Source organism: Pseudomonas wuhanensis (assembly GCF_030687395.1).
Lineage (GTDB): Bacteria > Pseudomonadota > Gammaproteobacteria > Pseudomonadales > Pseudomonadaceae > Aquipseudomonas > Aquipseudomonas wuhanensis.
The window spans coordinates 1,172,337-1,199,336 of the sequence record NZ_CP117430.1; the positions used below are offsets into that span (position 1 = coordinate 1,172,337).

Here is a 27,000-nt window from a genome sequence, read left to right on the forward strand (position 1 = left end):
CAAAGAGGGGTACTGATGCAGTAACTGCCTGAAAAAGCCCTAACTATGTATTCCCCGGTGGGGGGAATAAGCAATGCAGGCCTTTTTTGTGTACGTCAATTTTGAAATCGAATGTCCTCTTTGAGGTAGCGCGCCAGCTCAGCTTGTCGCTGGCAGCCCATGAGCAGCCAAAGCAGAATCCTGGCTTTGCGCGGGCAGAGAAAGCCAGCCATCGATGCACCTTTACGGATCAGATCCATTTCGCTACCCATAAAACCGTATGAAGATTGTGCGGTGGAGCCAGAACCGGTCCGGGTCGCGATGATGACGGGGATTCTTTCTGCGATTTTTTCCACGATGTCAGCCCAACTCTTTGAGAGGTGTCCTGCGCCGAAAGCGGAGATCACCAGCCCGTCGTAGCCCAGCTCAAGGATGTTTTCCAATAACAGGGTGTCAGCAGAAAGCGTCGCTTGCAGCAGAGCAATTTTCTGAGTGGTTTTTTTTGGCAAGGGTAAGACCCTCCGTTGGGCCGGTTGGCGTAGATAACGGACGGTTTCTTCTACCAGCATGCCTGCCGGACCAAAGATGGGAGAGGAAAACGCCTGCAGCGCCAAAGAATCGGTTTTGCGGACGACGCTCGCTTGGTGAATTTGTCCGTTCATGACCACTTGGACGCCTCGCCGACGGCTGTTTTCAGCCAATGCGACTCGGCAAGCATCCAACAGATTCGCCGGGCCCTCGGCTCCCGTCTGGGCAGCCGAACGCATGGCACCAGTCAGCACCAGCGGTTCGTCGTGGTCCCACAAGTGGTCGAAAAATGTTGCTGTTTCTTCAAGGGTGTCAGTTCCCTGAGTGATGACAACACCCACTGCGCCTTGCTTGATTTGGAAATTTGCCCAGGAAAGGACGCTCAGCAAGAATTCGAAATCCAGTGAAGCACTTGGCAGCAGCCCGAGAGTCTCAACGGTGACCCGTGCCAATGTCATTATTTGCGGTGCGGAGGTCAGCAGGGTTTCGCCGCTGATGGTCGGGAAAACACCTTCTTCGGCGTTCCTGGCTTGCATGCTCACTGTACCGCCGAGCGCCGCGATGGCCAGTTTGGGCTGGTCCATGTGATACCTCACTTGCTTGTGATGAGAAGTCGGCTGTATCCGGAGCTGAGTCCGTGATACAGCCCGATGGCGGCATTTGTCAGTCGGCTATCAGCAGTCCGATAAACGGAATGATGAGCAGAGTACTGATGGCCATAGACAGGACATTACCGATGAAGGGATGCATGTCGGCCGGCAACCGCTTGGCGATTGCGCACGCCAGTGGTGGCGCAATCAGTGCCCCCAGCAATGCGCTTGAGGCGATGACCTGCCAACTGCCGCCGTACGTCAGAACGGCTGCCGGCACGACTGACACCAGCGGAACGTAAGTGGGATACCAGCCGCGCAACATCCATTGCCGACGCCAGATCACCACCCCTAACGCCGAGGTCAACGCCTGCGCGGCGATCAGTTGTGGCAGCAAGCCCGTGCCGTACACCGGGCTCGTCGGGTTCAAGGTGTAAGCCAGCAAGGCCCCCACGATCAAGCCGAGGCTGGCCCATTCATTGCCAAAGAATGGCGCTTCCGAAAAGTCCGCCAAAATCCGGCGCAGACTCCAGAAGACGCCGTAGTCAGGTGTCTTGGTGATGGCGGATGCGGACGGCGACTCCGATGGCTTCTCGGGTGAGTCGGACTTCACCAGGCTCGGCAGGTAACGGCAGAGCAGAAACGCGCCGACGCTGGCGATTGCCATACCCGAGACATTGCCAATTACGGCTGGCAAGCCCATTGGATTGCAGACGTAGTTGACGATCAGCAAACACATTGGGGTGACTAACACGGCGCCCATGATTGCGCCATTGATCGTGACCTTCCAGCCGCCGCCAAACATCAGCACCATCGCCGCCGGCAACGAAACGAAGGCTGCAAACGTGGGTTGCCAACTCGTGGCCGTGACCGTCCATCCCCACAGCAAATTACTCAGCAACAATCCAAGCAACGAGCTGGTGATGAGCCATAGCCATAATCCGCTGCCATAGCAAATGGTAAAGCCTTGCCAGGTTTTCCCCGTTCGATTCGCCCAGTAGGCCAGATAGGCTCCAGCCAGAAGCCCGACCGAAGCGAACTCGTGTTTGTAAAACGCAACCTCGCTGATGTCCCCCAGCACCCAGCGCAACCAGGCACTTGGCTCCGGGAGGCTCGATACCATGTGACTGTAGTCTGGCCAATGGGCTGACCAGGATGAGCGGTAGGTGAATGAAAGCCAGATGATCAGCAATGCCGTGCCGAGCATCAGCCAGATAACCGCAATATCCAACGGTGACCTGGCAGCAAGCCGGTTTGCTGATTTTTCGTTTGTGGTATCCATCAGTCATGCCCCCTGATCAGCGCGGCAGACTAGGATGCTGGGTATAACCGAGCATTTGATCGTAGAGATCGGCTCGACGATCGCGATGCAAATCGTTCAGGTTGTTCCAGATGGGCGCGCTGCGCGAGCTGGTGAGGTCGACATCGGCAAACAGGATTTCCTGCTTGTCTGCTGAAGCCACTGCGCCAATCGGCCAGCCATTGGTGCCCGCGATCAACGAGCAGCCCAGATAGCGTGCACCTCGCTCTTCACCAATCCGACTCGCCGCAGCAATAAACACGTTGTTAACGTGAGCTGCCGTCATCGTCAGGTACGAAGCCATGCACTTGCCGGCGTCATCGAACAGAGGTGGCGGGGTCCAGACCCAGTTGTTCAGGCTGCAAATGATGTCCGCGCCTTGTTGACTCAGGATGCGCGGTACTTCTGGAAACCAGATATCCCAGCAGATCAACAAGCCTATACGGCCTATCGGGGTGTCGAAAACCGGGAAGCCCAGATCGCCCGGCGTGAACCATAATTTCTCCAGATTCCATAAATGAGCTTTTCGATACTTGCCGATAAAACCGTCAGGCCCGACCAGAACGCCAGTGTTGAACAGGCGCATGCCGTCGCGTTCTGTCAAACCAGCGACCAGATAGACCTGGTGCTGGTGGGCGAAGTCCATCCAGCTTTGCACGCTCGACCCGCCGGGAACCGACTCCGAATGCTCGAACGCATCCTGCCGATTACTGAAGAAATAACCTGTACTTGAAAGCTCGGGCAGAACGATGAGATTCGCTCCGCCGTTCACCGCCTCCAGGGCGAGTTCCAGGCTGCGACGCAGATTGTTTTCACGATTCTCCATGCCGACTTGTGGATCGAATTGCACGACTGCTACACGAACAGGGCTTGTTGGCTCGTTCATTCCCGAAAACCTCTTTTTATTGTTATTCACGCGGTTAAATTGCGTGTTCATAAGAGGTGAAACAGGGGCAGGAGGTAAGTCAGCCACTTCCGTTTAGGTTGTAGTCCATATCCCAAGATGAATGGGCGAGGCGCTTGGTGGGCGGGGACGCAGGTAGAGCCAGTGCATGTCGCACATGGCTCTTGGGCAGGGGATGGTGATCAAGTTCCGACTTTATAGTGCGGATAGTCGCTCATGGAAAAACCGCCATTGAAGGCCGCAGCGGTTTTGTTGCAAATATGAATGACCGCATCGACGGCGCCCCGAAAGCAAGGCTCCGTCCAGCCGGCGTCGACCGAAAACGACTCGCCGGAAAAATACAGACCTGAAACATGCGCGAAGTCCCGGTTGTACTTCATCAGGCCGACGGCATCGTAGTAGGTGCCAGGCCGGTATAACTTTGCACAACCCAGCGCATTTTTATCGGTTATCCAGCGTTGGACCACGGCTTGATCAAGGCTGATATAGGGAGAAATCTTCTCCTGAATATTGGTGGAGTTCATAAGGATCCGGTCCAGCTCTTTAGCGCATTTGCGTACCAGTTCCTTGTCGGTGAATGAGGCGAGTTTGGTGGCGTCATCCTCCCATGTGTAACTTAAAAGGATGCAGTCATAGCTGTAGTTGTCGTTGTAGCGGTAGGTGTAGACGTCGTGGATAAAACTGTCAGTGACGATGGCTTGCGGGATTTTGCTGTTTTTCGAAAGGAAGGATTTTTTTAACGGTGCGAAGACCTTGCAACTGGTTTCCCAGTGCGCCGTTTTATAGGCATTGATTGTCTCGAAAGGCAGCATCTGCGGTGTGAAGTTTTCCAGCTTGATGCGAGTTTCAATCAGCCAGGAGGGCAGGGTCATGATGACCGAGTCGAAGTCATCGAAGTGCTCCTGGGTTTGCTCGGGATGGCTGTGTTTCCAGTTGAAATAGACGCGTGTTTTCTGGTTGGTCAGTTTTTTAAGTTTTGTAACGGATGAGTCCGTGAGCAAACCGTTGTTTCTTTCCCGGCAGTGTTCGTAGAAGGACTTTCCGGTCTCGTCGGTTTTCATGAACAGCAGGCATTCGTCCAATGCTGCAAGACCGATGTAGCGGGGCTTGTCGAAACTCAGCCCCATCGAGTCAAAAACGGCTTCGCTTTGCAGGTAGGGTGAATCTAGCGGATCGCCCAATGAGTCCACCCGACCTTGGATCAGTTGCAGCTGGCTGCTGAACCCAAAAATGGCCGTGCGCAGCGGGTAGAGAGAGCACACATCGTAAAAGGCTCCCCAGCTACCGTCGCCGATGCCAATGGCATAGAAGATCGCGGACTCTTCTGCGGACATTCCCATTCCGCCAAAGTCCCCTGGCGAGCGTTCATCCCAGGCTTGCACGGCGGGCATGCTGACCAGGTCGCGAAACGAAATACTCTCGTATTTTTCGACGATGGCGGCCCACATGACTTCCCATTCCGGACTGGCATAAACCTCTGCGACGTGCAGGGTCATACGATCGGCAAAGGCTTTCCACTTGGCATAAACCTTTTGCAGTTCCTCGCCCGGAGGGGGGGTCTGGCCGTCGTCATTTTTCCAGATGAGCATCTGCGGAGTCGGTGCGCCGCCCATGCTGCCTTCTCGCAGATAGATGCCTGTCGAGGTGACCCATTGGCTTCCGGGATTGGCAAAATCTGAAAACGCCAAATCAAACGCCTTGGCGTAGTAGGCCATCAGCGACCGGCCCTCTGTCGGAGGCTCGTCCGTCCGGTTGAAGAAGGGCATGCGCATGGCTCCCATTTCAAACGGTGTATGGCTCATCGGCGAATGCGGGCTTCCAGGAATGGTCAAGTGCCTGCCGCCAATACGTCTGGATTGTTCTATGAGGGTGATATGGGTGAACCCGCAACGATAAAGTTCTCTGGCGGCAGTCAGTCCGGTGACACCGGCGCCAATAATGCAGATTTTATGTTGCGGGTCAGTTGCCTTGGCGATGCCGTTTTCCTGTTCAGCCAGTGCCCGATAATCGAAGCACAAGTCTGGTGGATTTGGAAAGCGAGCCGCCCATTTGCTTTTAGCCGAGCGCTTGGTTCGAGCAGCTTCCCTGGCTACGAATGACGGGTAGTTGTAGCTTGATCCGATCGTCACTGTTGATCTTCCCTGATGTTGTTTTTCAGGGAACGATGTTGAAGCTTTTAAGGGGCGGAGTATGTGAGCAGAATCGAGTGCTCCGGCGCTCTGTATTCCGCTTTTTGCGTAGGAAAAATGCATTGCGAAAAACCTGCGCGCGCAAAACTTAGTGTGGGGGCGGGCTTGCTCGCGAAAGCGGTGTGTCAGTCGTCATCAAGTTTGAATGTCAGACCGCTTTCGCGAGCAAGCCCGCTCCCACAGTTGATTTGTGTTGTTCTCCAGAGCTACGCCGCCTGCTGGAACTGCTGCCGATACTGGTTCGGCGACAACTCCGTGTGCTGGCGGAACAGCCGGGCGAAGAAGCTTGCATCGTCGTAACCAACTTCATAGCTGATGGTCTTTATGCTCTTGCGGCTGCCGGACAACAAGCCCTTGGCCGTCTCGATGCGCAGTCGCTGCAGGTAATGCAGCGGTTTGTCGCCGGTGGCGGTCTGGAAGCGGCGCATGAAGTTGCGGATGCTCATGCCGTGTTCGCGGGCCACGTCTTCGAAGCGGAACTTATCGGCGAAGTGTTCTTCGAGCCAATGCTGGATCTGCAGGATGATCACGTCCTGGTGCAATTTCTGCCCGCCGAAACCGATCCGCCCCGGCGCATAGCTGCGCTGCACTTCGTAAAGAATGTCGCGGGCCACGGCCTGGGCCACGTTGGCGCCGCAAAAGCGCTCGATCAGGTAGATGTAGAGATCGCAGGCCGAGGTAGTGCCGCCGGCGCAATACAGGTTGTCGGCGTCGGTCAGGTGTTTATCCTGATTGAGCTGAACCTGCGGGAAGCGCTCGGCAAACGCATTGAAGAAACGCCAGTAGGTCGTCGCTTCCTTGCCATCGAGCAACCCGGCCTCGGCCAGCCAGAACACGCCGGTGGCCTCGCCACACAACACGGCACCGCGTGCATGCTGCTGACGCAGCCACGGCAGGACCTGTGGATAACGTTTGCAGAGGGTATCGAAATCGTCCCAGAAGGCGGGAAGGATGATGACGTCGGCATTTTCCAGGCCGCCGTCCACCGGCATGATTACGTCGCTGAAGCTGTTCACCGGTTTGCCGTCGGGGCTGACCAGCCGGGTTTCAAACGCCGGTGTCAGGCCGTGGCCCAGTTGTTTGCCATAGCGCAGGCTGGCCAGATGGAAGAAATCCTTGGCTTGCATGAGGGTGGAAGCGAAAACCCGGTCGATAGCCAGGATGCTGACGCGCCGCAAGGGCGTGGAGACTTTGTTAGACATAATTCAACTTTATTCTTATAGGGGAAAGTGGTCACCAGACGGCTGGATCGTCTTATTTTTTGTCGGATGTGTCCAGTGTCCTGTATCGGAAGCGAGGCTTAGTCTCTAAAGGTCAATTCCGCCTAACAATAACGACAGGTGCCGCATGATCCCCAGAACCTTGTTCAGCTCCGAGCACGAACTTTTTCGCGACAGCGTGCGAACGTTCCTCGAAAAAGAGGCCGTGCCGTTCCATGGGCAATGGGAAAAACAAGGCTATATCGACCGTGAACTCTGGAACAAGGCGGGGGAGGCGGGGATGCTCTGTTCGCATCTACCGGAAGAATACGGCGGGCTGGGGGCAGACTTTCTCTACAGTGCGGTGGTGATCGAGGAGGTCGGCCGTCTGGGGCTGACTGGCATCGGCTTTTCTCTTCATTCGGACATTGTTGCGCCTTACATCCTGCATTACGGCAGTGAAGCGCTGAAACACAAATACCTGCCCAAATTGGTGTCTGGCGAGATGGTCACCGCGATTGCCATGACCGAGCCGGGTGCCGGTTCCGACCTGCAAGGGGTGAAAACCACCGCGGTGCTGGAGGGTGACGAATACGTGATCAACGGTTCGAAGACCTTCATCACCAATGGCTTCCTGGCGGACCTGGTGATCGTTGTGGCCAAGACCGATCCGAAGGCGGGGGCGAAGGGCACCAGTCTGTTTCTGGTAGAAGCCAATACGCCGGGCTTCGCCAAGGGCAAGCGTCTGGAAAAAGTCGGCATGAAAGCTCAGGACACCTCGGAGCTGTTCTTCCAGGACGTTCGGGTGCCCAAGGAAAACCTGCTGGGTCAGGCCGGGATGGGCTTCGCTTACCTGATGCAGGAATTGCCGCAGGAGCGTCTGACGGTGGCGGTGGGCGGCTTGGCGTCAGCCGAAGCGGCGTTGCAATGGACGCTGGATTACACCCGTGAGCGCAAGGCGTTCGGCAAGGCCATCGCCGACTTCCAGAACACCCGCTTCAAACTCGCTGAAATGGCGACCGAAATCCAGATCGGCCGGGTTTTCGTCGATCGCTGCCTCGAACTGCACCTGCAAGGCAAGCTCGACGTGCCGACAGCGGCCATGGCCAAGTACTGGGGCACCGACCTGCAATGCAAGGTGCTCGACGAGTGCGTGCAGTTGCATGGCGGTTACGGTTTCATGTGGGAATACCCGATCGCCCGGGCGTGGGCGGATGCGCGGGTGCAGCGGATTTATGCCGGGACCAATGAAATCATGAAGGAGATTATTGCTCGGTCGCTGTAATTTGCAGTGACTGGGCGGACGCCTTCGCGGGCAAGCCACGCTCCCACAGGTTTGTGATTTCCTGTGGGAGCGTGGCTTGCCCGCGATTGGGCCTATGGATCAATCAAGGAGCAGGATTCGGCTGATCCTGGTGAATCGCCTCGATCCCCGCCAACACTTCGTCGGAAAGTTTCAGCTCGAAGCTGGCAATGTTGCTGTCCAGTTGCTCAAGCGTGGTGGCGCCAATGATGTTGCTGGTGACGAACGGTTGCTGTGTGACGAAGGCCAGTGCCATCTGCGCCGGGTCCAGACCGTGTTCACGAGCCAGTGCCACATAACGGCTGCACGCCGCTTCCGATTGCGGATTGAAATAGCGGCTGAAGCGGCTGTAGAGACTCAGGCGACCTTTGGGCGGACGCGCGCCACCTTCGTATTTGCCCGACAGGAAGCCGAACGCCAGTGGTGAATAAGCGAGCAGACCGCACTGTTCACGGATGGCGATTTCCGCCAGGCCGACTTCGAAGCTGCGATTGAGCAGGTTGTAGGGGTTCTGGATCGACACCGCACGCGGCCAGCCACGGGCTTCGGCGAGGGCGAGGAAACGCATGGTGCCCCACGGGGTTTCATTGGACAGGCCGATGTGGCGGATCTTGCCGGCCTTGACCTGTTCGTCCAGTGCTTCGAGGGTGTCTTCCAGCGGCGTGAGGTTGACTTCGCTCGTGTGCTTGTAGCCCAGTTGCCCGAAGAAATTGGTGCTGCGTTCCGGCCAGTGCAACTGATAGAGATCGATGTAGTCGGTCTGCAAGCGCTTGAGGCTTGCATCCACGGCCTGGACGATGTGTTCGCGGTTGTGTTTGAGGTTTTTGTCGCGGATATAGTCGATGGTGTTGCCGGGGCCGGCGATCTTGCTCGCCAGGATCCAGTCGTGGCGATCGCCGCGACTTTTGAAATAGTTACCGATGTAGCGCTCGGTGGTGGCGTAGGTTTCGGCCTTGGGCGGCACCGGGTACATCTCGGCGGTGTCGATGAAATTGATCCCGGCGCTCTTGGCCCGTTCGATCTGGGCGAAGGCTTCAGCCTCGCTGTTTTGCTCGCCCCAGGTCATGGTGCCGAGGCAGATTGCACTCACGTTCAGATCGGTACGGCCTAGCTGGCGATAGTCCATCGGGTGCTCCTTGGGCAAAACAATCATAAAAGCAGGTTGAATTATTTTTCGCAATCTGCATAATTGCGCACCTCTTTCTGCAGTGGAAGTGATGCGCCGCCGCCGAAGAATCTTGCCGTTGAACGGACGCGCCGACCCGAGCCCCCGAAAGCGTCTGTATCCGGCTGCCTTTGACTTGTCAAAGTACGCACTATTCAGTAAGATCCGCCGTCTAATTTACAGGGCGGCCCCTGAGGCTATAAAGAATGAAAACTTTTACTGCTAAACCGGAAACAGTACAGCGCGACTGGTTTGTCGTCGACGCTGCAGGTCAGACCCTGGGTCGTCTGGCCACCGAAATCGCGAGCCGTCTGCGTGGCAAGCATAAAGCTGAGTACACTCCTCACGTTGACACCGGCGATTACATCGTCGTTATCAATGCCGAGCAGATTCGTGTAACCGGTGCTAAAACCACCGACAAAATCTACTACTCCCACTCCGGTTTCCCGGGCGGCATCAAGTCGATCAACTTCGAAAAGCTGATCGCTAAAGCCCCTGAGCGCGTGATCGAGACCGCGGTCAAAGGCATGCTGCCTAAGAACCCGCTGGGTCGCGACATGTATCGTAAGCTGAAAGTCTATGCGGGCGCTGTACACCCTCATACTGCTCAGCAGCCCCAAGAACTGAAGTTTTAACGGAATAGTTCATTATGTCGGCGACTCAAAATTACGGCACTGGCCGTCGCAAGACCGCAACCGCACGCGTTTTCCTGCGTCCGGGTACTGGTAACATCTCCATCAACAACCGTTCGCTGGATAATTTCTTCGGCCGCGAAACTGCCCGCATGGTAGTTCGTCAGCCGCTGGAATTGACTGAGACTGTCGAGAAGTTCGACATCTACGTCACCGTGATCGGCGGTGGTGTAAGTGGTCAAGCTGGCGCAATCCGCCACGGTATCACTCGCGCACTGATGCAGTACGACGAAACCCTGCGTGGCGCTCTGCGCAAAGCTGGCTTCGTTACTCGCGATGCTCGTGAAGTTGAACGTAAGAAAGTTGGTCTGCGTAAAGCGCGTAAGCGTCCGCAGTACTCGAAGCGTTAATTCGCTTTCGCGTTCAAAAAGAACGCCCAGTTTCCTCGCGAAGCTGGGCGTTTTTTTATGGGTGCGATTTATCAATGAATTGTGCTGTGACAACTTGCCACATCCGCAGAGGCCCTATACTGCAAGGCTTGGCAGTGGAGCCCTTCGGTAATTACCTTGTCAGAATTGGGGCTTTTCATTACCATTCGGCAAAATTTTTATAAGTTCAGATTTTTACTTAGTAGACGCCTGATTTAACAGGCCACAAAGCTGATGGGAGAGGACTGAATGAGCAATGACGGCGTGAATGCAGGCCGGCGTCGCTTCTTGGTAGCAGCCACATCCGTGGTGGGTGCTGCAGGAGCGGTGGGGGCTGCGGTCCCGTTCGTGGGGTCATGGTTTCCCAGTGCCAAGGCGAAAGCTGCAGGTGCACCGGTGAAAGTGAATGTCAGCAAAATCGAGCCAGGTCAGCAAATGATTGCTGAGTGGCGCGGCCAGCCGGTGTTCATTGTCCGCCGTACGGAGGAAATCCTGGGGAATCTGAAAAAGATCGAGGGCCAGCTGTCTGACCCGACCTCCAAGAACTCGACGCAACCGACCTATGTCGACCCGGAGACGCGTTCGATCAAGCCAGAAGTTCTGTTGCTGATCGGTATCTGCACACACCTGGGTTGCTCACCAACTTTCCGTCCAGAAGTGGCACCTGCAGACCTGGGCAAGGATTGGGTAGGTGGTTATTTCTGCCCTTGCCACGGTTCTCACTACGATTTGGCTGGCCGCGTCTACAAGTCGCAACCCGCGCCTTTGAACCTGCCAGTTCCCCCGCATTCCTATGAGACCGATGACGTCATTGTCATTGGCGTCGATACGGAGAAAGCGTGATGAGCAAGTTCATGGATTGGGTTGATGCGCGCTTTCCCGCGACCAAAATGTGGGAAGACCATCTCAGCAAGTACTACGCCCCGAAGAACTTCAACTTCTTCTACTTCTTTGGCTCCCTGGCGCTGCTCGTTCTGGTCAACCAGATCGTTACCGGTGTCTGGCTGACGATGAGCTACACCCCGTCGGCGGAAGAAGCATTTGCTTCCGTCGAATACATCATGCGCGACGTCGAGTACGGCTCGATCCTGCGTCTGCTGCACTCCACTGGCGCTTCGGCGTTCTTCATCGTGGTCTATCTGCACATGTTCCGTGGCCTGCTCTACGGTTCATACCAGAAGCCGCGCGAGCTGGTGTGGGTGTTCGGCATGCTGATCTATCTGGCGCTGATGGCTGAAGCCTTCATGGGTTATCTGCTGCCGTGGGGCCAGATGTCCTACTGGGGTGCCCAGGTGATCATCTCGCTGTTCGGTGCGATCCCGGTCATCGGTAACGACCTGACCCAGTGGATTCGTGGTGACTACCTGATTTCCGGTATTACCCTGAACCGCTTCTTCGCCTTGCATGTGGTTGCCCTGCCGATCGTGATCCTCGGTCTGGTGGTCGTGCACATTCTGGCGCTGCACGAAGTCGGTTCGAACAACCCGGATGGCGTCGACATCAAGAAGTACAAAGACGAAAACGGCGTACCGCTGGACGGCATTGCCTTCCACCCGTACTACACCGTGAAAGATATCGTCGGCGTGGTGGTGTTCCTGTTCATCTTCTGCTCGATCGTATTCTTCTTCCCGGAAATGGGTGGCTATTTCCTCGAGAAGCCAAACTTCGAGCAGGCCAACCCGTTCAAGACCCCTGAGCATATCGCCCCTGTCTGGTACTTCACCCCGTACTACGCGATTCTGCGGGCGGTTCCGGACAAGCTCCTCGGCGTTATCGCCATGGGCGCGGCCATCGCTGTGCTGTTCGTCCTGCCATGGCTCGACCGCAGCCCGGTCAAGTCGATGCGCTACAAAGGCTGGCTGAGCAAGATCTGGCTCTGGGTGTTCTGCATCTCGTTCGTGATCCTGGGTGTGTTGGGTGTTCTGGCTCCAACTCCAGGCCGTACGTTGCTGTCGCAGGTATGTACCTTCCTGTACTTCGCCTACTTCATTCTGATGCCGTTCTACACCAGGCTCGAGAAGACCAAACCGGTTCCGGAAAGGGTGACTGGCTGATGAAAAAGCTATTTGCTGTACTGATTCTTGCGGCGATGCCTGTACTGTCTTTCGCATCGACATCGAGTGGCCCGGAGTTGGAAAAGGTCGATATCGACGTTTCCGACAAGGCTGCCATGCAGGACGGCGCGCGTACGTTCGCCAACTATTGCATGGGCTGCCACAGCGCCAAGTTCCAGCGTTACGAGCGTGTTGCCGATGACCTGGGCATTCCTCACGAGCTGATGCTTGAGAAGCTGGTGTTCACCGGCGCCAAGATCGGTGACCACATGAACATCGGCATGCAGCCGGCTGACGCCAAGACCTGGTTCGGTGCGGCGCCACCCGACCTGACGCTGGTGGCTCGTGTTCGTGGCACAGACTGGCTCTACGGCTACCTGCGTTCCTTCTATGAAGACCCGTCGCGTCCTTGGGGTGTGAACAACAAGGTGTTCCCGAACGTCGGCATGCCTAACGTTCTGGTCGGCCTGCAGGGGCGTCAGGTGGTAGGCTGTAAACAAGTTCAAATCGTCGAAGACGGCAAGAAGCAATACGATCCGCTGACCGGCACCGCTTTGACCCATGAAGCCTGCGATCAACTGACGGTATTGCCGAAAACCGGCACGCTGAACGAAGAGCAGTTCGACGAGAAGGTCAAGAACCTGGTGACCTTCCTGGCCTACTCGGCCAACCCGGTGAAGCTGCAGCATCAGCGCATCGGTACCTATGTGTTGCTGTACCTGGCGTTCTTCTTCGTATTCGCTTACTTGCTCAAGCGTGAATACTGGAAAGACGTCCATTGATAGAGCTGTAAGCCATTGCTGTTAATCGCGCGCGCCCAAGGGCGTCTCTGAAGGTGTAACGAGTCTGGTGATCCAGGCGTTACGGGAGGCGCCCTCTGGGCGCGCGTGTTTTTCCGTTTCCGATAATTTCAACAAGCGAGGAGGACCGCCATGGGCGTGACCAATCGGTTGGCCTGTTACTCCGACCCCGCCGACCACTATTCCCACCGAGTGCGCATCGTACTTGCAGAGAAGGGTGTCAGCGCCGAGATCATTTACGTGGAGGCTGGTCGCCAGCCGCCTAAACTGATTGAGGTGAACCCTTACGGAAGCCTGCCCACCCTGGTCGATCGTGACCTGGCGTTGTGGGAGTCGACCGTGGTGATGGAATATCTGGATGAGCGTTACCCGCACCCGCCATTGCTGCCGGTTTATCCTGTGGCGCGTGCCAACAGCCGTCTGCTGATTCATCGCATTCAGCGTGACTGGTGTGGTCTGGTGGATCTGATTCTGGATTCGCGGACCAAGGAAGCAGCCCGTGTCGTGGCTCGTAAAGAGCTGCGCGAAAGCCTGACAGGCGTGTCGCCGTTGTTTGCCGACAAGCCGTTTTTCCTCAGTGAGGAACAAAGTCTGGTGGATTGCTGCCTATTGCCAATACTCTGGCGATTGCCGATTCTGGGTATTGAACTGCCGCGGCCTGCCAAGCCGCTGCTTGATTATATGGAGCGCTCGTTTGCGCGTGAGGCTTTCCAGGCGAGTCTGTCTGGTGTCGAACGCGATATGCGCTAAGGCTTAAGGAGCCGCTATGAACTCCAGTCGACCTTATCTGGTCCGCGCGCTCTACGAGTGGATTGTGGACAACGATTGCACCCCGCACATGCTGGTTAATTCCGAGTATCCATCGGTGCAGGTGCCTCAGGGTTTTGCCAGTGACGGACAGATTGTCCTGAACGTTTCCCCGGCGGCCGTGCGTCATCTGCATATGGACAACGAGGCAGTCAGTTTCGAGGGGCGCTTCGGTGGCGTGCCGCACACCCTGTACGTGCCTATCGCATCGATCCTGGGCATTTACGCTCGGGAGAACGGTCAGGGCATGGTGTTCGATATGGAATCGCCTCTGGAAGACGAGGACGAGATCGAACCGGATGATGATGTTCCGCCACCCGACAGCGAGCCGCCGCGTCCCAGCGGTCGACCGAGTTTGAAGGTGGTGAAGTAATAAAAAAGGCGATCCGAATGGATCGCCTTTTTTATTGCTTCCCTAGGAGCCAGGCTTGCCGGCGAAGGCGATCTCAGGGACGCCATCGCCAGTAAGCAGGTATCAGTCGATGTACTCAAACAACTTCACGATCTTCTGCACGCCGGAAACGCCTTGCACCAGATTGGTCGCCTGCGCCGCTTCCTGCTTGGTCAGCAGACCCAGCAAGTAGACGATGCCGTTTTCGGTCACAACCTTGATGCGCGAGCCCGGGATGGAAGGATCGGTGAGCATCTGGGTCTTGATCTTGGTGGTCAGCCAGGTGTCGTTCTGGCGCGCCAGCAGCGAGGATGGCTGCAGCACTTGCAGTTCGTTGTGCACCTTCTTCACGCGCTGAACGGAGGCGGCAACCTGTTCGGCCTTGGCCTTGAGGTCAGCGCGCGGGGTTTGTCCGGCCAGCAACACCACGCCGTTGAAGCTGGTGACGACGATGTGCGAGTTGTTGTCCAGGTCCGGATCGGCCTTGGCGATGTTTACACCGGCCTTGGTTTCGATCAGGGAGTCGTCGATCTTGCTACCGAAGGTGCGGGTACCACGGTCATCGTCGATCGGCGCTTCACGGCTGGCGTTAACCACCGAAGTGCAGCCGCTGATGCCAAGGCACAGGGTCAAGGCCAGAAGGCCTAGGCGATTAGGGGTCATTCTTCACTCCCGAACAGTTGGCTGTCGATCAAATCGCAAAGGCAATGGATCGCCAGCAGGTGGACTTCCTGAATACGTGCAGTGACGTTGGCCGGTACGCGAATCTCGACGTCCTCAGGCAATAGCAGTGACGCCATGCCACCGCCATCACGACCGGTCAATGCTACGACAATCATTTCGCGATCATGTGCGGCCTGGATCGCTTGAATTATGTTTGCCGAGTTGCCGCTGGTGGAAATCGCCAGCAATACATCACCCGGTTGGCCGAGGGCACGAATCTGTTTGGAGAAGATTTCGTTGTAGCTGTAATCGTTGGCGATCGAGGTGATCGTCGAACTGTCGGTGGTCAGCGCGATGGCGGGCAGGCTCGGGCGCTCGCGCTCGAAGCGGTTGAGCAGCTCGGACGAGAAGTGCTGTGCGTCACCGGCGGAACCGCCGTTGCCGCAGGACAGCATTTTGCCCTCGTTGAGCAGGGCGTTGACCATGACCTGGCTGGCTTGCTCGATGTGCGGTGCAAGTACGTCCATCGCCTGTTGCTTGGTGTCGATACTGGCCTGAAAAAGCTGGCGAATTCGCGATTGCATGTCCATCTGTGTGACCTTAATTAGCGCGGCTACTCGGCACATGAATGTGCAGCCCGCAAAGCAAAGAGCAAAAGTGTTGGGTGAAGGTGTCCGGTTCGGGGCGCAAGCGATCAGCTGTCGAAGGCATTCTGCAACCAGTTCAACTGATCAAGGTTGCTGTCGATGGCAACCACGTCGAAGCGGCAGGGGGAATTGGCCCAACGCGACTCGCGCTGAAGAAAATACTGCGCGGCAAAAATCAGTTTCTGCCGTTTGCGCCCATCAATGCTATCGAGCGCGCCACCCCATTGGGTGTTTTTTCTGTAGCGGACTTCGACGAATACTACTGTATCGCCATCAAGCATGACCAGATCAAGCTCGCCGCGTTTACACAACCAGTTCTGCGCCAGCAGGCGCAGACCTTGTCGCTGAAGATGCTCGAGCGCATGACGCTCGGCATCTTTACCGCTTTGCTGGCGTGACCTGTCAGGCATCAGCGCGAGGTGTCCGGCAGGCGTTGAACCTGACCGTTGGCGAACTCTGCCCATGGCAGCTGACGCTCGACCCGTTGATTCTGAGTCATGCCCAGGCTGCCCGATTGGCCTTGGATGCGGCTGTCCGGCAAGGCCTTGAGTTGCCCCAGGCGCGGTGCCAGGCGATAGGCGTCAACGCCCATCGCGTACAGGCGACCCAGGCTGCCGCCGGCTTGTGGCCATTGTGCGGTGACCTGCTTGCGCAGCGGGTCGTTGGCATCCAGCAGCCATGGGGTTTCGCAGAAGCGAATACCGTTCATGTCGTTGTACTGGTTCTGGTCGCCGCTGGCGCTGAACACGTGGGAGGTGGCGTAAACCGGCACGTCACCCGCGTACTGGAAGTTCAGGGTCGGTTTGATCTGTTGAGCTTGTTGCGGCGTTGCGGCCAGGAAGATGAATTCGATGTCCTGACGACGCGAAGGTTGTGCGGCAACCTGCGAGCCAACGGTACTTTGCAGGCTCTTGGCGCGGCCTTCGCTCTGGCGCAGCTGGAACATGTCGGCAATCTGCTGGGCCAGTTGCACCGGTTGGTCGACGCGCTCGATAGCAACGATGCTGCCACCGTTGGCTTGCCAATCCTGGCTGAACGCCCTGAGTACCCGGTCGCCCCATTCGCCTTTCGGCACCATGATTGCGGCGCGGTGCAGGCCATCGGCGCGCGCGCGACGGGACACTTCGCGGGCTTCGTCTTCAGCGGCAAGACCGAACTGGAACAGTTGGGCTGGACCTTGTTCGCCTTCGCTGTAGTTCAGTGCAAGGGTAGTGATCGGCAGTTGCGGGCGCGCGCTGAGCTGTTTGACCAGCGGCTTCTCCAGTGGGCCGACCACCAGTTGCACGCCATCGGCCTGGGCCTTGCGATAGAACTCGTCGAGGGAGGTCAGGCGCGAGCTGTCATAGAACTCGATGGCCGGCGGCTTCTGCCCGGCTTGTTGCGCCTGGTAGTGAGCGGCCATGAAGCCTTCGCGCAGTGCTTTGCCAACCGAACCCAGCGGGCCGTCTTGCGGCAGCAGCAGGGCGATCTTGCTCAGGGGCTGGCTGGCCAGCTCCTTGAGTTTGGTCAGTGGCAGCGGCAGCTGGATGGCAGCCGGGTGCTTTGGATTCTTTTCACGCCAGTTGTCGATCGCGGCTTGCTGCTGTTCCAGGGTGCCGGCCGTTTTCACCGCCAGCGCCAGACGGATCCAGCCGCCGAGGTCATCGTCAGTGGTCGGCTGCAATTGATCGGTCGGCAGCGAAGCGATCAGAGTCCAGATCGCTTCGTGGTTTTTGCTGGCTGCTTCACCTTCAAGCATCGGCGCAATAAAGATGCGCTCCCGTGCGGCGGCCAGGGTCTGGCCATCAGCCTCAAGGGCGCGGGCATGAACGGTGCCGGTGCGAACCTGTTGTTCGACGGGCAGTTCGCTCAGGCGTTGCAGGCTCGGATGGCTCAGGGCAGTCAGCGCCGCTTTGGGCTGATTGCGGACCATGGCCAGTTCAGCCGCCAGGGTGTTGGCGAAGACTTGTTGGCCAGGCTTGAGTTGTTCCACCGGGACCTGTTGCAGGATTTGCGCGGACTGCCCGGCATTACCCTGACGATAAGCCAGGTCTGCCGCGCTCAAGCGCAATAGAGCGGCTTTTTCCGGATCTTTGCTTTTAGTGGCCTGTTCGAGCAGTTGCTCGATACTGGCGTCCGGGGTCCGTGGAAGTTCGCCAAGGCTGGAGGAGGGCGAGCTGGCGCAAGCCGCCAGCAAGGCAGCGAGGCAGAGGGCAGTGAGCAGCCGCAGGCAAGCGATCATGTAAGTGTTCCTGATACTCGATCAAATTAGCGTGGAATTGTACCCAAGCACTGGCCGGGGCGCGATGTTACTGGCGTGAATCGATCAATTTAGCTCGTGCAAATGTTGCAGCACTGCACAAAAGGCTGGAAAACCCGGGGAGGGCGAGACGTATCGCAAGCGCCGCTACGCGCTACAATGTCGCCTTTTACCGATCATGAGGTGTGCGCTTTGACTGCTCCAGGTGCTTTGAATTCCGCTGCTGGCTCGCTTTATGTGGTGGCGACGCCCATCGGCAACCTGGACGATATCAGTGCGCGCGCGCTGAAAATCCTGCGCGAGGTCGCCTTGATCGCGGCCGAAGACACTCGCCATTCCCAGCGGTTGATGCAGCATTTCGGCATTCCCACGCCGCTGGCGGCCTGCCACGAACACAACGAGCGGGAGGAGGGTAACCGCTTTATCACGCGCTTGCTGGCTGGCGACGATGTGGCGTTGATCTCCGACGCCGGGACGCCGCTGATTTCCGATCCGGGTTATCACCTGGTGCGTCAGGCCCGTGCCGCGGGAATCAATGTGGTGCCGGTTCCGGGTGCATGTGCCTTGATTGCGGCGTTGTCGGCGGCGGGGCTGCCGTCCGACCGTTTCATCTTCGAAGGGTTTTTGCCGGCCAAGGCTGTCGGCCGACGTGCTCGTCTGGAGCTGGTAAAAGAAGAGCCGCGCACGCTGATTTTCTATGAAGCACCGCACCGCATCCTCGAATGCCTGCAAGACATGGAGCTGGTATTCGGTGCCGAGCGTCCGGCATTGCTGGCGCGAGAGCTGACCAAGACCTTCGAAACCCTTAAAGGCTTGCCGTTGGCCGAGTTGCGCGAGTTCGTCGAATCGGACAGCAATCAGCAACGTGGCGAGTGTGTGGTGCTGGTGGCGGGCTGGACTGCCCCCGAGACCGAAGACGCAGTCAGCAGTGAGGCGATGCGTATTCTCAATCTGCTGCTCGAAGAGATGCCGCTCAAGCGTGCGGCGGCATTGGCCGCGCAAATTACCGGCGAGCGCAAGAATGTGCTCTATCAGGTCGCGCTGGATAAACAGAAGGGCGAGTAAACCCACATGCAGCGCCGGCCAGAGGCTTTTAGCGCTTGTTCTTCGGCCGCTCTGCCGTTAATCTTCGCGGCGGAGAGTCGATCGGACAGTCGCTGCCCTCTATGAAAATTAGGGGGGGGAGGAAAGTCCGGGCTCCATAGGGCGAAGTGCCAGGTAATGCCTGGGAGGCGTGAGCCTACGGAAAGTGCCACAGAAAATAACCGCCTAAGCGCTTCGGCGCCGGTAAGGGTGAAAAGGTGCGGTAAGAGCGCACCGCACGTCTGGCAACAGTTCGTGGCTAGGTAAACCCCACTTGGAGCAAGACCAAATAGGGTCCCAAGGCGTGGCCCGCGCTGGGACCGGGTAGGTTGCTAAAGATGTCCAGTGATGGCCATCGTAGACGAATGACTGTTCAAGACAGAACCCGGCTTACAGATCGACTCTCCACCTTTTTTCCTCTCTGCCGAGTCATTGGCAGCGATGTGTGTAATGGCAATTTCCCTCCCTGCTGAATCAATAGCAGAAGCGCTTTTGTAATACCGAAAAAATCTTACTCTTAACAAACTACTTTAACTTCTGAGCGCAGCCTTCTGTGCTGATTCAAGTTATTGAGCGAATTCATCCGTCAGATTCTCGTTAACCCTCCTTTTACGCTCCTAAATCTCCGTTCTGTAAGGCTTTTCCTTTAATCCGCGCCTTGACGGTGTGGTGGGCGCATTCCTATAGTGTGCGCAAGTGGCGGAAAGTGGCATGAAGTGGGTTTTTTGAGCGTAAAACGCTAATATTTGGAGAAACGCTGACGTGTTTCGCGGAGCTAACGCTATCAGTCTCGATGCAAAGGGCCGTCTCGCTATGCCGAGCCGGTACCGTGACGAGCTGGTTTCGCGTAGTTCCGGTCAATTAATCGTCACCATCGATGCCGTTGATCCGTGTTTGTGTGTTTATCCCCTCGATGAGTGGGAAATTATCGAAACCAAACTGCGCGCACTGCCTTCGCTTCGCGAAGAGAACCGCCGCCTGCAACGTTTACTGATTGGTAATGCCGTCGACCTCGAGCTCGATGGCAGTGGTCGTTTTCTGGTTCCACCGCGTCTTCGCGAATATGCCAAGTTGGATAAGCGCGCAATGTTGGTAGGCCAACTGAACAAGTTCCAATTGTGGGACGAGGATGCCTGGAATGCGGTTTCTGCCGCTGACCTGGCTGCTATTCAACAACCGGGCGCCATGCCTGATGAACTGCGTGATTTGATCCTGTGACTATTGATAGCGGCTTTAACCACATCACCGTACTGCTTGACGAAGCCGTCGAGGCTCTCGCCGTACGTCCTGATGGCTGCTATCTGGACGGTACGTTCGGACGTGGCGGGCACAGTCGGTTGATCCTCAGCCAGCTCGGGCCTGATGGCCGGTTGCTCGGATTCGACAAAGATCCTCAAGCGATTGCCACCGGGCAAACGCTAGCGGCCGAAGACGGCCGCTTTGTCGTTGTGCAGCGCAGCTTTGCCGAGCTCGGTTCGGAAGTTGCCGAACGCGGTCTGGCCGGCAAGGTCAGCGGTGTTCTGCTCGACCTCGGCGTGTCTTCGCCGCAGCTCGACGACCCGGAGCGCGGTTTCAGTTTCCTCAACGACGGTCCGTTGGACATGCGTATGGACCCCTCCCGCGGGATCAGCGCCGCCGAGTTTGTAAACACCGCGCCGGTGGAAGAAATCGCCCGGGTGTTCAAGCAATACGGCGAAGAGCGTTTCTCCGGTCGCATGGCGCGTGCCGTGGCCGAGCGTCGCGACATCAAGCCGTTCGAGCGCACTGGCGATCTGGCTGAAGTGCTGAAAGTCGCCAACCCGGCATGGGAAAAGGGCAAGAACCCGGCCACCCGTGCATTCCAGGGCCTGCGTATTCACGTCAACAACGAACTGGGCGATCTGGAAACCGGCCTCGAAGCCGCGCTGGAATGCCTGGAAGTGGGCGGCCGTCTGGTCGTCATCAGCTTCCACTCGCTGGAAGACCGCATCGTCAAACTGTTCATGCGCAAACTGGTGAAAGGCGAAGCCGACAACCTGCCGCGCAACCTGCCGGTCCGTCACGTCGCTTTCGAACCGAAAATCAAAATCCATGGCAAAGCGCAGTCCGCCTCCGAGGCCGAACTCAAAGCCAACCCACGTTCCCGTAGCGCCATCATGCGTGTCGCGGAGAAGTTGCGGTGAGCAAGCTTTTCGCCAAGCCACTTCCCGGCGGAAGCTTTTTCATGCTGCTGCTGTTTGTCGGCGTGCTTGTGTCGGCCATCGGCGTGTCCTATAGCGCGCACTGGAACCGTCAGTTGCTGAATTCCCTGTACGGCGAATTGAGTGTGCGCGACAAGGCGCAGGCGGAGTGGGGCCGGTTGATTCTCGAGCAGAGCACCTGGACCGCCCATAGCCGTATCGAAGTCCTGGCCACCGAGCAACTGAAGATGCGCATTCCTGGCGCCGCTGAAGTGCAGATGGTGGCGCCATGATGAAACTCGAAGGCGCGCTCTTCCCATGGCGGTTCCGTCTGGTGGTGGGTTTGCTCGGCATCATGGTGGCGGCGATTGCCTGGCGCATCATCGATTTGCAAGTGGTCGACCGTGCCTTCCTTAAAGGTCAGGGCGATGCGCGCAGTGTTCGTCATATTCCGATTCCGGCTCACCGTGGTCTGATCACCGACCGTAACGGCGAGCCGTTGGCCGTGAGTACCCCGGTCACCACCCTGTGGGCCAACGCCAAGGAAATGCAAACGGCCAAAGAGAAGTGGCCGGCACTGGCGGCTGCCTTGGGGCAGGACCCGAAAGCCCTGGCCGAACGTCTCGAAGCCCAGGCCAACAAAGAATTCATTTATCTGGTGCGCGGGCTGACCCCCGAGCAAGGCCAGGCTGTGCTCGATCTGAAAGTGCCGGGCGTTTATGGCATCGAAGAGTTCCGGCGTTTCTACCCGGCCGGTGAAGTCACCGCCCACATGGTCGGTTTTACCGACATCGATGACCACGGACGCGAAGGCGTCGAGCTTGCCTACGACGAATGGCTGGCCGGCGTGCCCGGCAAGCGACAGGTGATCAAGGACCGGCGCGGCCGGCTGATCAAAGATGTCCAGGTCACCAAAAACGCCAAGGCCGGCAAGCCCTTGGCGTTGTCCATTGACCTGCGTCTGCAATACCTGGCCAACCGGGAACTGCGCAACGCGATCATCGAGAACGGCGCCAAGGCTGGCAGCCTGGTGATCATGGACGTGAAGACCGGCGAGATCCTGGCCATGGTCAACCAGCCGACCTACAACCCGAACAACCGTCGCAACCTGCAGCCGGCGATGATGCGTAACCGCGCAATGATCGACGTGTTCGAGCCGGGTTCGACCATGAAAGCGATTTCCATGAGCGCCGCGATTGAAACCGGGCGTTGGAAGCCGACCGATACCGTCGAGGTGTATCCAGGCACCTTGCAGATTGGTAAGTACACCATCAAGGACGTCTCCAAGAGTGAAGGCCCGGTGCTCGACCTGACCGGTATCCTGATCAATTCCAGTAACGTCGGCATGAGTAAGGTCGCGTTCGATATCGGCGGCGAAACGATTTTCCGCCTTGCGCAGAAAGTCGGCCTCGGCCAGGACACCGGCCTCGGCTTCCCGGGCGAGCGCGTCGGCAACCTGCCGAACTACCGCGAATGGCGCAAGGCTGAAACCGCCACGCTGTCCTACGGCTACGGTATTTCCGTGACCGCGATCCAGTTGGTCCACGCCTTCTCGGCCCTGGCCAACAATGGTCGTCTCGCGCCGCTGACCCTGATCAAAACCGACAAGGCGCCGCAAACCACACAGGTATTACCGGAAGCCGTCGCGAAAACCATGCAAACCATGCTGCAACAAGTGATTGAAGCCCCGCGCGGTGTATTCCGAGCGCAGGTGCCGGCGTATCACGTGGGCGGCAAGTCGGGTACCGCGCGTAAAACATCGGTCGGCACCAAGGGCTACGCCGAGAATTCCTACCGCTCGCTGTTCGCCGGCTTCGGCCCGATGAGCGATCCGCGCTACGCAATCGTGGTGGTGATCGACGAGCCGACCAAGGCCGGTTATTTCGGTGGTCTGGTATCGGCGCCGGTGTTCAGCAAAGTGATGTCCGGGACCTTGCGCCTGATGAACATCACCCCGGACAACCTGCCAGCCACTCAACAAGCGAACGCCGCACCGGTCGTTCCGCTGAAAGCTAATGGAGGGCGCGGCTGATGTCGCTGAGCCTGAACAAGATTTTCGCCCACGCCGGCCGCGATCTGTTGATCCGCGAATTGGCGCTGGACAGCCGCAACGTACGAGCAGGCGATCTGTTTCTCGCGGTTCCTGGTGGCAAGTTCGACGGGCGTGCGCACATCGCCGACGCCTTGCAACGCGGCGCTGCTGCCGTGGCTTATGAGGTCGAAGGCGCGACTGTGCTGCCGATCACCGACGTGCCGTTGATTCCGGTCAAAGGCCTGGCGGCGCAATTGTCGGACATCGCCGGGCGCTTTTATGGCGACCCGAGCCGTCATTTGAACCTGATCGGCGTCACCGGCACCAACGGTAAAACCAGCGTGACCCAATTGGTTGCCCAGGCGCTTGACCTGCTCGGTCAGCACTGCGGCATTGTCGGCACCTTGGGCTCCGGTTTCTACGGCGCGCTGGAAAGCGGTCTGCACACCACACCGAACCCGATTGCGGTGCAAGCGACCCTCGCTGACCTGAAAAAGGCCGGCGCCAAAGCCGTGGCCATGGAAGTCTCTTCCCACGGCCTGGATCAGGGCCGCGTGACTGCGTTGGCGTTCGATGTGGCGGTGATGACCAACCTGTCGCGCGATCATCTGGATTACCACGGCACCATGCAGGTCTATGGCGAAACCAAGGCCAAGTTGTTTGCCTGGAATGATCTGAAGTGCCGGGTGGTCAACCTCGACGACGATTTTGGTCGGCAACTGGCGGCTGATGAGGGCGAGTCGCGGCTGATCACTTACAGCCTGGAAGATTCCAGCGCCTACCTGTATTGCCGCGAAGCGCAGTTCGACGACGAAGGCGTGCGCGCCACGCTGGTCACGCCCCAAGGCGAACACCATTTGCGCAGCACCTTGCTCGGCCGTTTCAACCTGAGCAACGTGTTGGCCGCGGTCGGCGCCTTGCTCGGGCTGGACTACGCGCTGGACGAAATTCTCAAAGTGCTGCCGAAACTCGAAGGCCCGGCCGGTCGCATGCAGCGCCTGGGCGGCGGTACTCAGCCGTTGGTGGTGGTCGATTACGCCCACACACCGGATGCGCTGGAAAAAGTCTTGATGGCCCTGCGTCCTCACGCCAAAGGCCGGTTGCTGTGCCTGTTCGGTTGCGGTGGTGATCGCGATCGCGGCAAGCGTCCGTTGATGGCGGAAGTGGTCGAGCGTCTGGCCGATGGCGTACTGGTCACCGATGACAATCCGCGCACCGAAGACCCGGCTGTGATTTTCGACGACATCCGCGCCGGTTTCACCGCTGTGGATAAAGTAGCCTTCGTCGCCGGCCGTGGCCAGGCGATTGCCCAATTGATCGCCAGCGCTTCGGCGGATGACGTGATTGTCCTGGCCGGTAAAGGTCACGAGGACTATCAGGAAATCAACGGCGAGCGCCACGCTTTCTCCGATCTGGTCGAGGCCGATCACGCCCTGACCGCGTGGGAGGTGGCCCATGCTTAAAGCTTTGAAACTGAGCGAACTGACCAGCGCGTTGAATGGCCGTCTGATTGCCAGCGACGCCAGCTTCGACGGCGTCAGCATCGACAGCCGCGCGATCACGCCCGGGCAGCTGTTTATTGCTCTGGCCGGCCCGCGTTTCGATGGCCATGACTACCTCAATGATGTCGCCGCCAAAGGCGCCGTGGGTGCCCTGGTCGAGCGCGAAGTTGCCGACAGCGCATTGCCGCAACTGCTGGTCAAGGACACCCGTCAGGCCCTCGGCCAATTGGGCGCGATAAACCGTGCGGCATTCACTCAGCCGGTTGTGGCCATCACTGGTTCCAGCGGCAAGACCACGGTCAAGGAAATGCTGGCAAGCATCCTGCGCACGCGCGGTCCGGTGCTGGCGACCCGTGGCAACCTGAACAATGACCTCGGCGCTCCGCTGACCCTGCTCGAACTGGCGCCGGAACATACCGCCGCCGTGATCGAACTCGGCGCTTCGCGGCTCGGCGAGATTGCCTACACCGTCGGCATGACCAAGCCCCACGTGGCTGTCATCAACAACGCCGGTACCGCCCACGTCGGTGAGTTCGGCGGGCCGGAAAAAATCGTTGAAGCCAAGGGCGAGATTCTCGAAGGGCTGGATGCCGATGGCGTCGCCGTGCTGAATCTCGACGACAAGGCGTTTGAAATCTGGAAAACCCGAGCCGCCGGTCGCAAAGTGCTGACGTTTGCCCTGAGCAACATCAGCGCCGACTTCTACGCCAGCGATCTGGACCGCGATGCCCGCGGTTGCCCGGCGTTCAATCTGCACAGCCCTGAAGGTGTGGAGCGGGTTCAGTTGAACCTGCTCGGCACCCATAACGTCGCCAATGCGATGGCCGCCGCCGCTGCCGCCCATGCCTTGGGCGTGTCGCTGTTCGGTATCGCCACGGGTCTCGGCGCCGTGCAACCGGTCAAGGGCCGCACCGTCGCGCAACTGGCCAGCAATGGCATGCGCGTGATCGATGACACGTACAACGCAAACCCCACCTCCATGTGCGCCGCCGTTGATATACTCGCCGGCTTTTCCGGTCGCACCGTTTTGGTGCTCGGAGATATCGGCGAGTTGGGCGATTGGGCGGAGCAGGGGCACCGCGATGTGGGCGAGTACGCCCGCGGCAAGGTTTCCGCGCTTTACGCGGTTGGGCCAATGATGACCCATGCCGTGAACGCTTTCGGCGAGCAGGCTTTTCACTTCAGCACACAGGCTGAGCTGATCAAGGCCCTGGAAGCCGAGCAGGACACAAACACCACCATTTTGATCAAGGGCTCGCGCAGCGCCGCGATGGAAAACATCGTCGCCGCTTTGTGCGGGACCCGTCTGGAGAAACATTAATGCTGCTGCTGCTAGCGGAGTATCTGCAACAGTTCTACAAAGGCTTCGCGGTCTTTCAGTACCTGACCCTGCGCGGGATCCTCGGTGTGCTGACCGCGCTGGTCTTGTCACTGTGCTATGGCCCGTGGATGATCCGCACCTTGCAGAACCGTCAGATCGGTCAATCCGTTCGCAATGACGGTCCGCAATCGCACCTGTCCAAGTCGGGCACCCCGACCATGGGCGGCGCGCTGATTCTTTCGTCCATCGGCGTCAGCACCTTGCTCTGGGCCGACCTGGCCAACCGTTATGTTTGGGTCGTGTTGTTGGTGACCCTGCTGTTCGGCGCCATCGGCTGGGTCGACGATTACCGCAAAGTCATCGAGAAAAACTCTCGCGGTCTTCCGAGCCGCTGGAAGTATTTTTGGCAGTCAGTGTTCGGCCTGGGCGCGGCGATCTTCCTTTATATGACTGCCGCGACGCCGGTAGAAACCACCCTGATCCTGCCGATGCTCAAGGACTACAGCATTCCGCTGGGCGCGGGTTTCATTGTCCTGACCTATTTCGTGATTGTCGGCTCGAGCAACGCGGTCAACCTGACCGACGGCCTCGACGGTCTGGCGATCATGCCTACCGTGATGGTCGGCGGCGGCTTGGGGATCTTCTGCTACCTGTCGGGTAACGTGAAATTCGCCGAATACCTGCTGATTCCTTACGTACCGGGCGCAGGTGAGTTGATCGTGTTCTGCGGCGCGTTGATCGGCGCGGGCCTGGGTTTCCTCTGGTTCAACACCTATCCGGCCCAAGTGTTCATGGGCGACGTCGGCGCACTGGCGTTGGGCGCTGCCCTAGGCACCATCGCGGTGATCGTCCGTCAGGAAATCGTCCTGTTCATCATGGGCGGTGTATTCGTGATGGAGACCCTGTCGGTCGTCATTCAGGTTGCCTCCTTTAAGCTGACCGGTCGCCGTGTGTTTCGCATGGCACCGATACACCACCACTTTGAACTCAAGGGCTGGCCCGAGCCACGTGTGATCGTCCGTTTCTGGATCATCACCGTGATTCTGGTACTGGTCGGCCTTGCCACCCTGAAGCTGAGGTAGAAC

Annotated in this window: 26 protein-coding genes and 1 other RNA gene; 17 read left to right on the forward strand and 10 right to left on the reverse strand. The window is 58.2% G+C overall.

Going from position 1 to position 27,000, the window contains the following annotated elements; genetic code table 11:
- Positions 1 to 95: 95 nt before the first annotated feature.
- The 5 genes from PSH88_RS05485 to PSH88_RS05505 form a co-directional block, all read right to left on the reverse strand.
- Complete coding sequence (locus tag PSH88_RS05485; protein ID WP_305425259.1) at positions 96 to 1,091, reverse strand: asparaginase; 996 nt, start codon at positions 1,089 to 1,091, stop codon at positions 96 to 98.
- 79 nt (positions 1,092 to 1,170) lie between these two features.
- Positions 1,171 to 2,379, reverse strand: a complete 1,209-nt coding sequence (locus PSH88_RS05490) for a hypothetical protein (protein WP_305425260.1) — start codon at positions 2,377 to 2,379, stop codon at positions 1,171 to 1,173.
- A 16-nt stretch (positions 2,380 to 2,395) separates the two neighbouring features.
- Entirely contained in the window at positions 2,396 to 3,283 is an 888-nt protein-coding gene (locus PSH88_RS05495) for a nitrilase family protein (protein WP_305425261.1), read from the reverse strand.
- Between the two features lie 200 nt (positions 3,284 to 3,483).
- Entirely contained in the window at positions 3,484 to 5,430 is a 1,947-nt protein-coding gene (locus PSH88_RS05500; protein WP_305426945.1) for a flavin monoamine oxidase family protein, read from the reverse strand.
- A 266-nt stretch (positions 5,431 to 5,696) separates the two neighbouring features.
- Entirely contained in the window at positions 5,697 to 6,593 is an 897-nt protein-coding gene (locus tag PSH88_RS05505) for a GlxA family transcriptional regulator (RefSeq protein ID WP_173667540.1), read from the reverse strand.
- Between the two features lie 244 nt (positions 6,594 to 6,837).
- Here PSH88_RS05505 and PSH88_RS05510 point away from each other — a divergent pair, with 244 nt between their 5' ends.
- On the forward strand, positions 6,838 to 7,974 hold the full coding sequence (locus PSH88_RS05510; protein ID WP_305425262.1) for an acyl-CoA dehydrogenase family protein: 1,137 nt from the start codon (positions 6,838 to 6,840) through the stop codon (positions 7,972 to 7,974).
- 103 nt (positions 7,975 to 8,077) lie between these two features.
- On the opposite strand, the gene PSH88_RS05515 is transcribed toward PSH88_RS05510, so the two are convergent.
- Positions 8,078 to 9,118 (reverse strand): NADP(H)-dependent aldo-keto reductase, encoded by a 1,041-nt coding sequence (locus PSH88_RS05515; protein WP_305425263.1) that lies wholly within the window; start codon positions 9,116 to 9,118, stop codon positions 8,078 to 8,080.
- Between the two features lie 245 nt (positions 9,119 to 9,363).
- Between PSH88_RS05515 and rplM the strand changes: the two genes are divergently transcribed.
- From rplM to PSH88_RS05550, 7 genes are all read left to right on the forward strand, one after another.
- Positions 9,364 to 9,792, forward strand: a complete 429-nt coding sequence (rplM, locus tag PSH88_RS05520; RefSeq protein WP_007905295.1) for a 50S ribosomal protein L13 — start codon at positions 9,364 to 9,366, stop codon at positions 9,790 to 9,792.
- Positions 9,793 to 9,806: 14 nt separating this feature from the next.
- Positions 9,807 to 10,199 carry a 30S ribosomal protein S9 gene (rpsI, locus tag PSH88_RS05525; protein ID WP_002555064.1) on the forward strand — a complete coding sequence of 131 codons (393 nt, stop codon included), beginning with the start codon at positions 9,807 to 9,809 and terminating at the stop codon, positions 10,197 to 10,199.
- Positions 10,200 to 10,466: 267 nt separating this feature from the next.
- Complete coding sequence (gene petA, locus PSH88_RS05530; protein ID WP_038981621.1) at positions 10,467 to 11,060, forward strand: ubiquinol-cytochrome c reductase iron-sulfur subunit; 594 nt, start codon at positions 10,467 to 10,469, stop codon at positions 11,058 to 11,060.
- Positions 11,060 to 12,271 (forward strand): cytochrome b, encoded by a 1,212-nt coding sequence (locus PSH88_RS05535; protein WP_305425264.1) that lies wholly within the window; start codon positions 11,060 to 11,062, stop codon positions 12,269 to 12,271. Before petA ends, PSH88_RS05535 begins: the two co-directional genes overlap by 1 nt.
- Positions 12,271 to 13,053 carry a cytochrome c1 gene (locus PSH88_RS05540; protein ID WP_217854450.1) on the forward strand — a complete coding sequence of 261 codons (783 nt, stop codon included), beginning with the start codon at positions 12,271 to 12,273 and terminating at the stop codon, positions 13,051 to 13,053. The genes PSH88_RS05535 and PSH88_RS05540 overlap by 1 nt, the downstream gene beginning before the upstream one ends.
- 150 nt (positions 13,054 to 13,203) lie before the next feature.
- Positions 13,204 to 13,821 (forward strand): glutathione S-transferase N-terminal domain-containing protein, encoded by a 618-nt coding sequence (locus PSH88_RS05545; protein WP_007905304.1) that lies wholly within the window; start codon positions 13,204 to 13,206, stop codon positions 13,819 to 13,821.
- Positions 13,822 to 13,837: 16 nt separating this feature from the next.
- Positions 13,838 to 14,251, forward strand: a complete 414-nt coding sequence (locus PSH88_RS05550) for a ClpXP protease specificity-enhancing factor (RefSeq protein ID WP_123358158.1) — start codon at positions 13,838 to 13,840, stop codon at positions 14,249 to 14,251.
- A gap of 102 nt (positions 14,252 to 14,353) precedes the next feature.
- Here PSH88_RS05550 and PSH88_RS05555 read toward each other — a convergent pair whose 3' ends face one another.
- The 4 genes from PSH88_RS05555 to PSH88_RS05570 form a co-directional block, all read right to left on the reverse strand.
- The gene (locus PSH88_RS05555; RefSeq protein ID WP_019582358.1) at positions 14,354 to 14,932 is read right to left on the reverse strand and encodes a BON domain-containing protein; all 579 of its coding nucleotides are present in this window, start codon (positions 14,930 to 14,932) and stop codon (positions 14,354 to 14,356) included.
- Entirely contained in the window at positions 14,929 to 15,522 is a 594-nt protein-coding gene (locus PSH88_RS05560) for a phosphoheptose isomerase (RefSeq protein ID WP_007904374.1), read from the reverse strand. Before PSH88_RS05560 ends, PSH88_RS05555 begins: the two co-directional genes overlap by 4 nt.
- Positions 15,523 to 15,626: 104 nt before the next feature.
- Entirely contained in the window at positions 15,627 to 15,989 is a 363-nt protein-coding gene (locus PSH88_RS05565) for a YraN family protein (protein WP_305425267.1), read from the reverse strand.
- Positions 15,989 to 17,800, reverse strand: coding sequence for a penicillin-binding protein activator (locus PSH88_RS05570; protein WP_305425268.1), 1,812 nt, complete (start codon positions 17,798 to 17,800; stop codon positions 15,989 to 15,991). Before PSH88_RS05570 ends, PSH88_RS05565 begins: the two co-directional genes overlap by 1 nt.
- Before the next feature lie 177 nt (positions 17,801 to 17,977).
- Between PSH88_RS05570 and rsmI the strand changes: the two genes are divergently transcribed.
- The 9 genes from rsmI to mraY all read left to right on the forward strand — a co-directional run bounded on the left by rsmI (position 17,978) and on the right by mraY (position 26,997).
- Positions 17,978 to 18,883 carry a 16S rRNA (cytidine(1402)-2'-O)-methyltransferase gene (gene rsmI / locus PSH88_RS05575; RefSeq protein WP_162130595.1) on the forward strand — a complete coding sequence of 302 codons (906 nt, stop codon included), beginning with the start codon at positions 17,978 to 17,980 and terminating at the stop codon, positions 18,881 to 18,883.
- A 73-nt stretch (positions 18,884 to 18,956) separates the two neighbouring features.
- An RNA gene (gene rnpB / locus PSH88_RS05580) (RNase P RNA component class A) lies at positions 18,957 to 19,310 on the forward strand.
- 353 nt (positions 19,311 to 19,663) lie between these two features.
- Positions 19,664 to 20,119 carry a division/cell wall cluster transcriptional repressor MraZ gene (gene mraZ / locus PSH88_RS05585; RefSeq protein WP_003205355.1) on the forward strand — a complete coding sequence of 152 codons (456 nt, stop codon included), beginning with the start codon at positions 19,664 to 19,666 and terminating at the stop codon, positions 20,117 to 20,119.
- Positions 20,116 to 21,063, forward strand: a complete 948-nt coding sequence (rsmH, locus tag PSH88_RS05590; protein ID WP_370694677.1) for a 16S rRNA (cytosine(1402)-N(4))-methyltransferase RsmH — start codon at positions 20,116 to 20,118, stop codon at positions 21,061 to 21,063. The genes mraZ and rsmH overlap by 4 nt, the downstream gene beginning before the upstream one ends.
- Positions 21,060 to 21,353 (forward strand): cell division protein FtsL, encoded by a 294-nt coding sequence (gene ftsL, locus PSH88_RS05595; RefSeq protein WP_038981628.1) that lies wholly within the window; start codon positions 21,060 to 21,062, stop codon positions 21,351 to 21,353. Before rsmH ends, ftsL begins: the two co-directional genes overlap by 4 nt.
- Entirely contained in the window at positions 21,353 to 23,092 is a 1,740-nt protein-coding gene (locus PSH88_RS05600) for a peptidoglycan D,D-transpeptidase FtsI family protein (RefSeq protein WP_177319036.1), read from the forward strand. The genes ftsL and PSH88_RS05600 overlap by 1 nt, the downstream gene beginning before the upstream one ends.
- The gene (locus PSH88_RS05605; protein ID WP_305425270.1) at positions 23,092 to 24,555 is read left to right on the forward strand and encodes a UDP-N-acetylmuramoyl-L-alanyl-D-glutamate--2,6-diaminopimelate ligase; all 1,464 of its coding nucleotides are present in this window, start codon (positions 23,092 to 23,094) and stop codon (positions 24,553 to 24,555) included. The genes PSH88_RS05600 and PSH88_RS05605 overlap by 1 nt, the downstream gene beginning before the upstream one ends.
- Positions 24,548 to 25,915, forward strand: coding sequence for a UDP-N-acetylmuramoyl-tripeptide--D-alanyl-D-alanine ligase (locus PSH88_RS05610; protein ID WP_305425271.1), 1,368 nt, complete (start codon positions 24,548 to 24,550; stop codon positions 25,913 to 25,915). The genes PSH88_RS05605 and PSH88_RS05610 overlap by 8 nt, the downstream gene beginning before the upstream one ends.
- Positions 25,915 to 26,997, forward strand: coding sequence for a phospho-N-acetylmuramoyl-pentapeptide-transferase (mraY, locus tag PSH88_RS05615; RefSeq protein ID WP_007904350.1), 1,083 nt, complete (start codon positions 25,915 to 25,917; stop codon positions 26,995 to 26,997). The genes PSH88_RS05610 and mraY overlap by 1 nt, the downstream gene beginning before the upstream one ends.
- Positions 26,998 to 27,000: the final 3 nt, after the last annotated feature.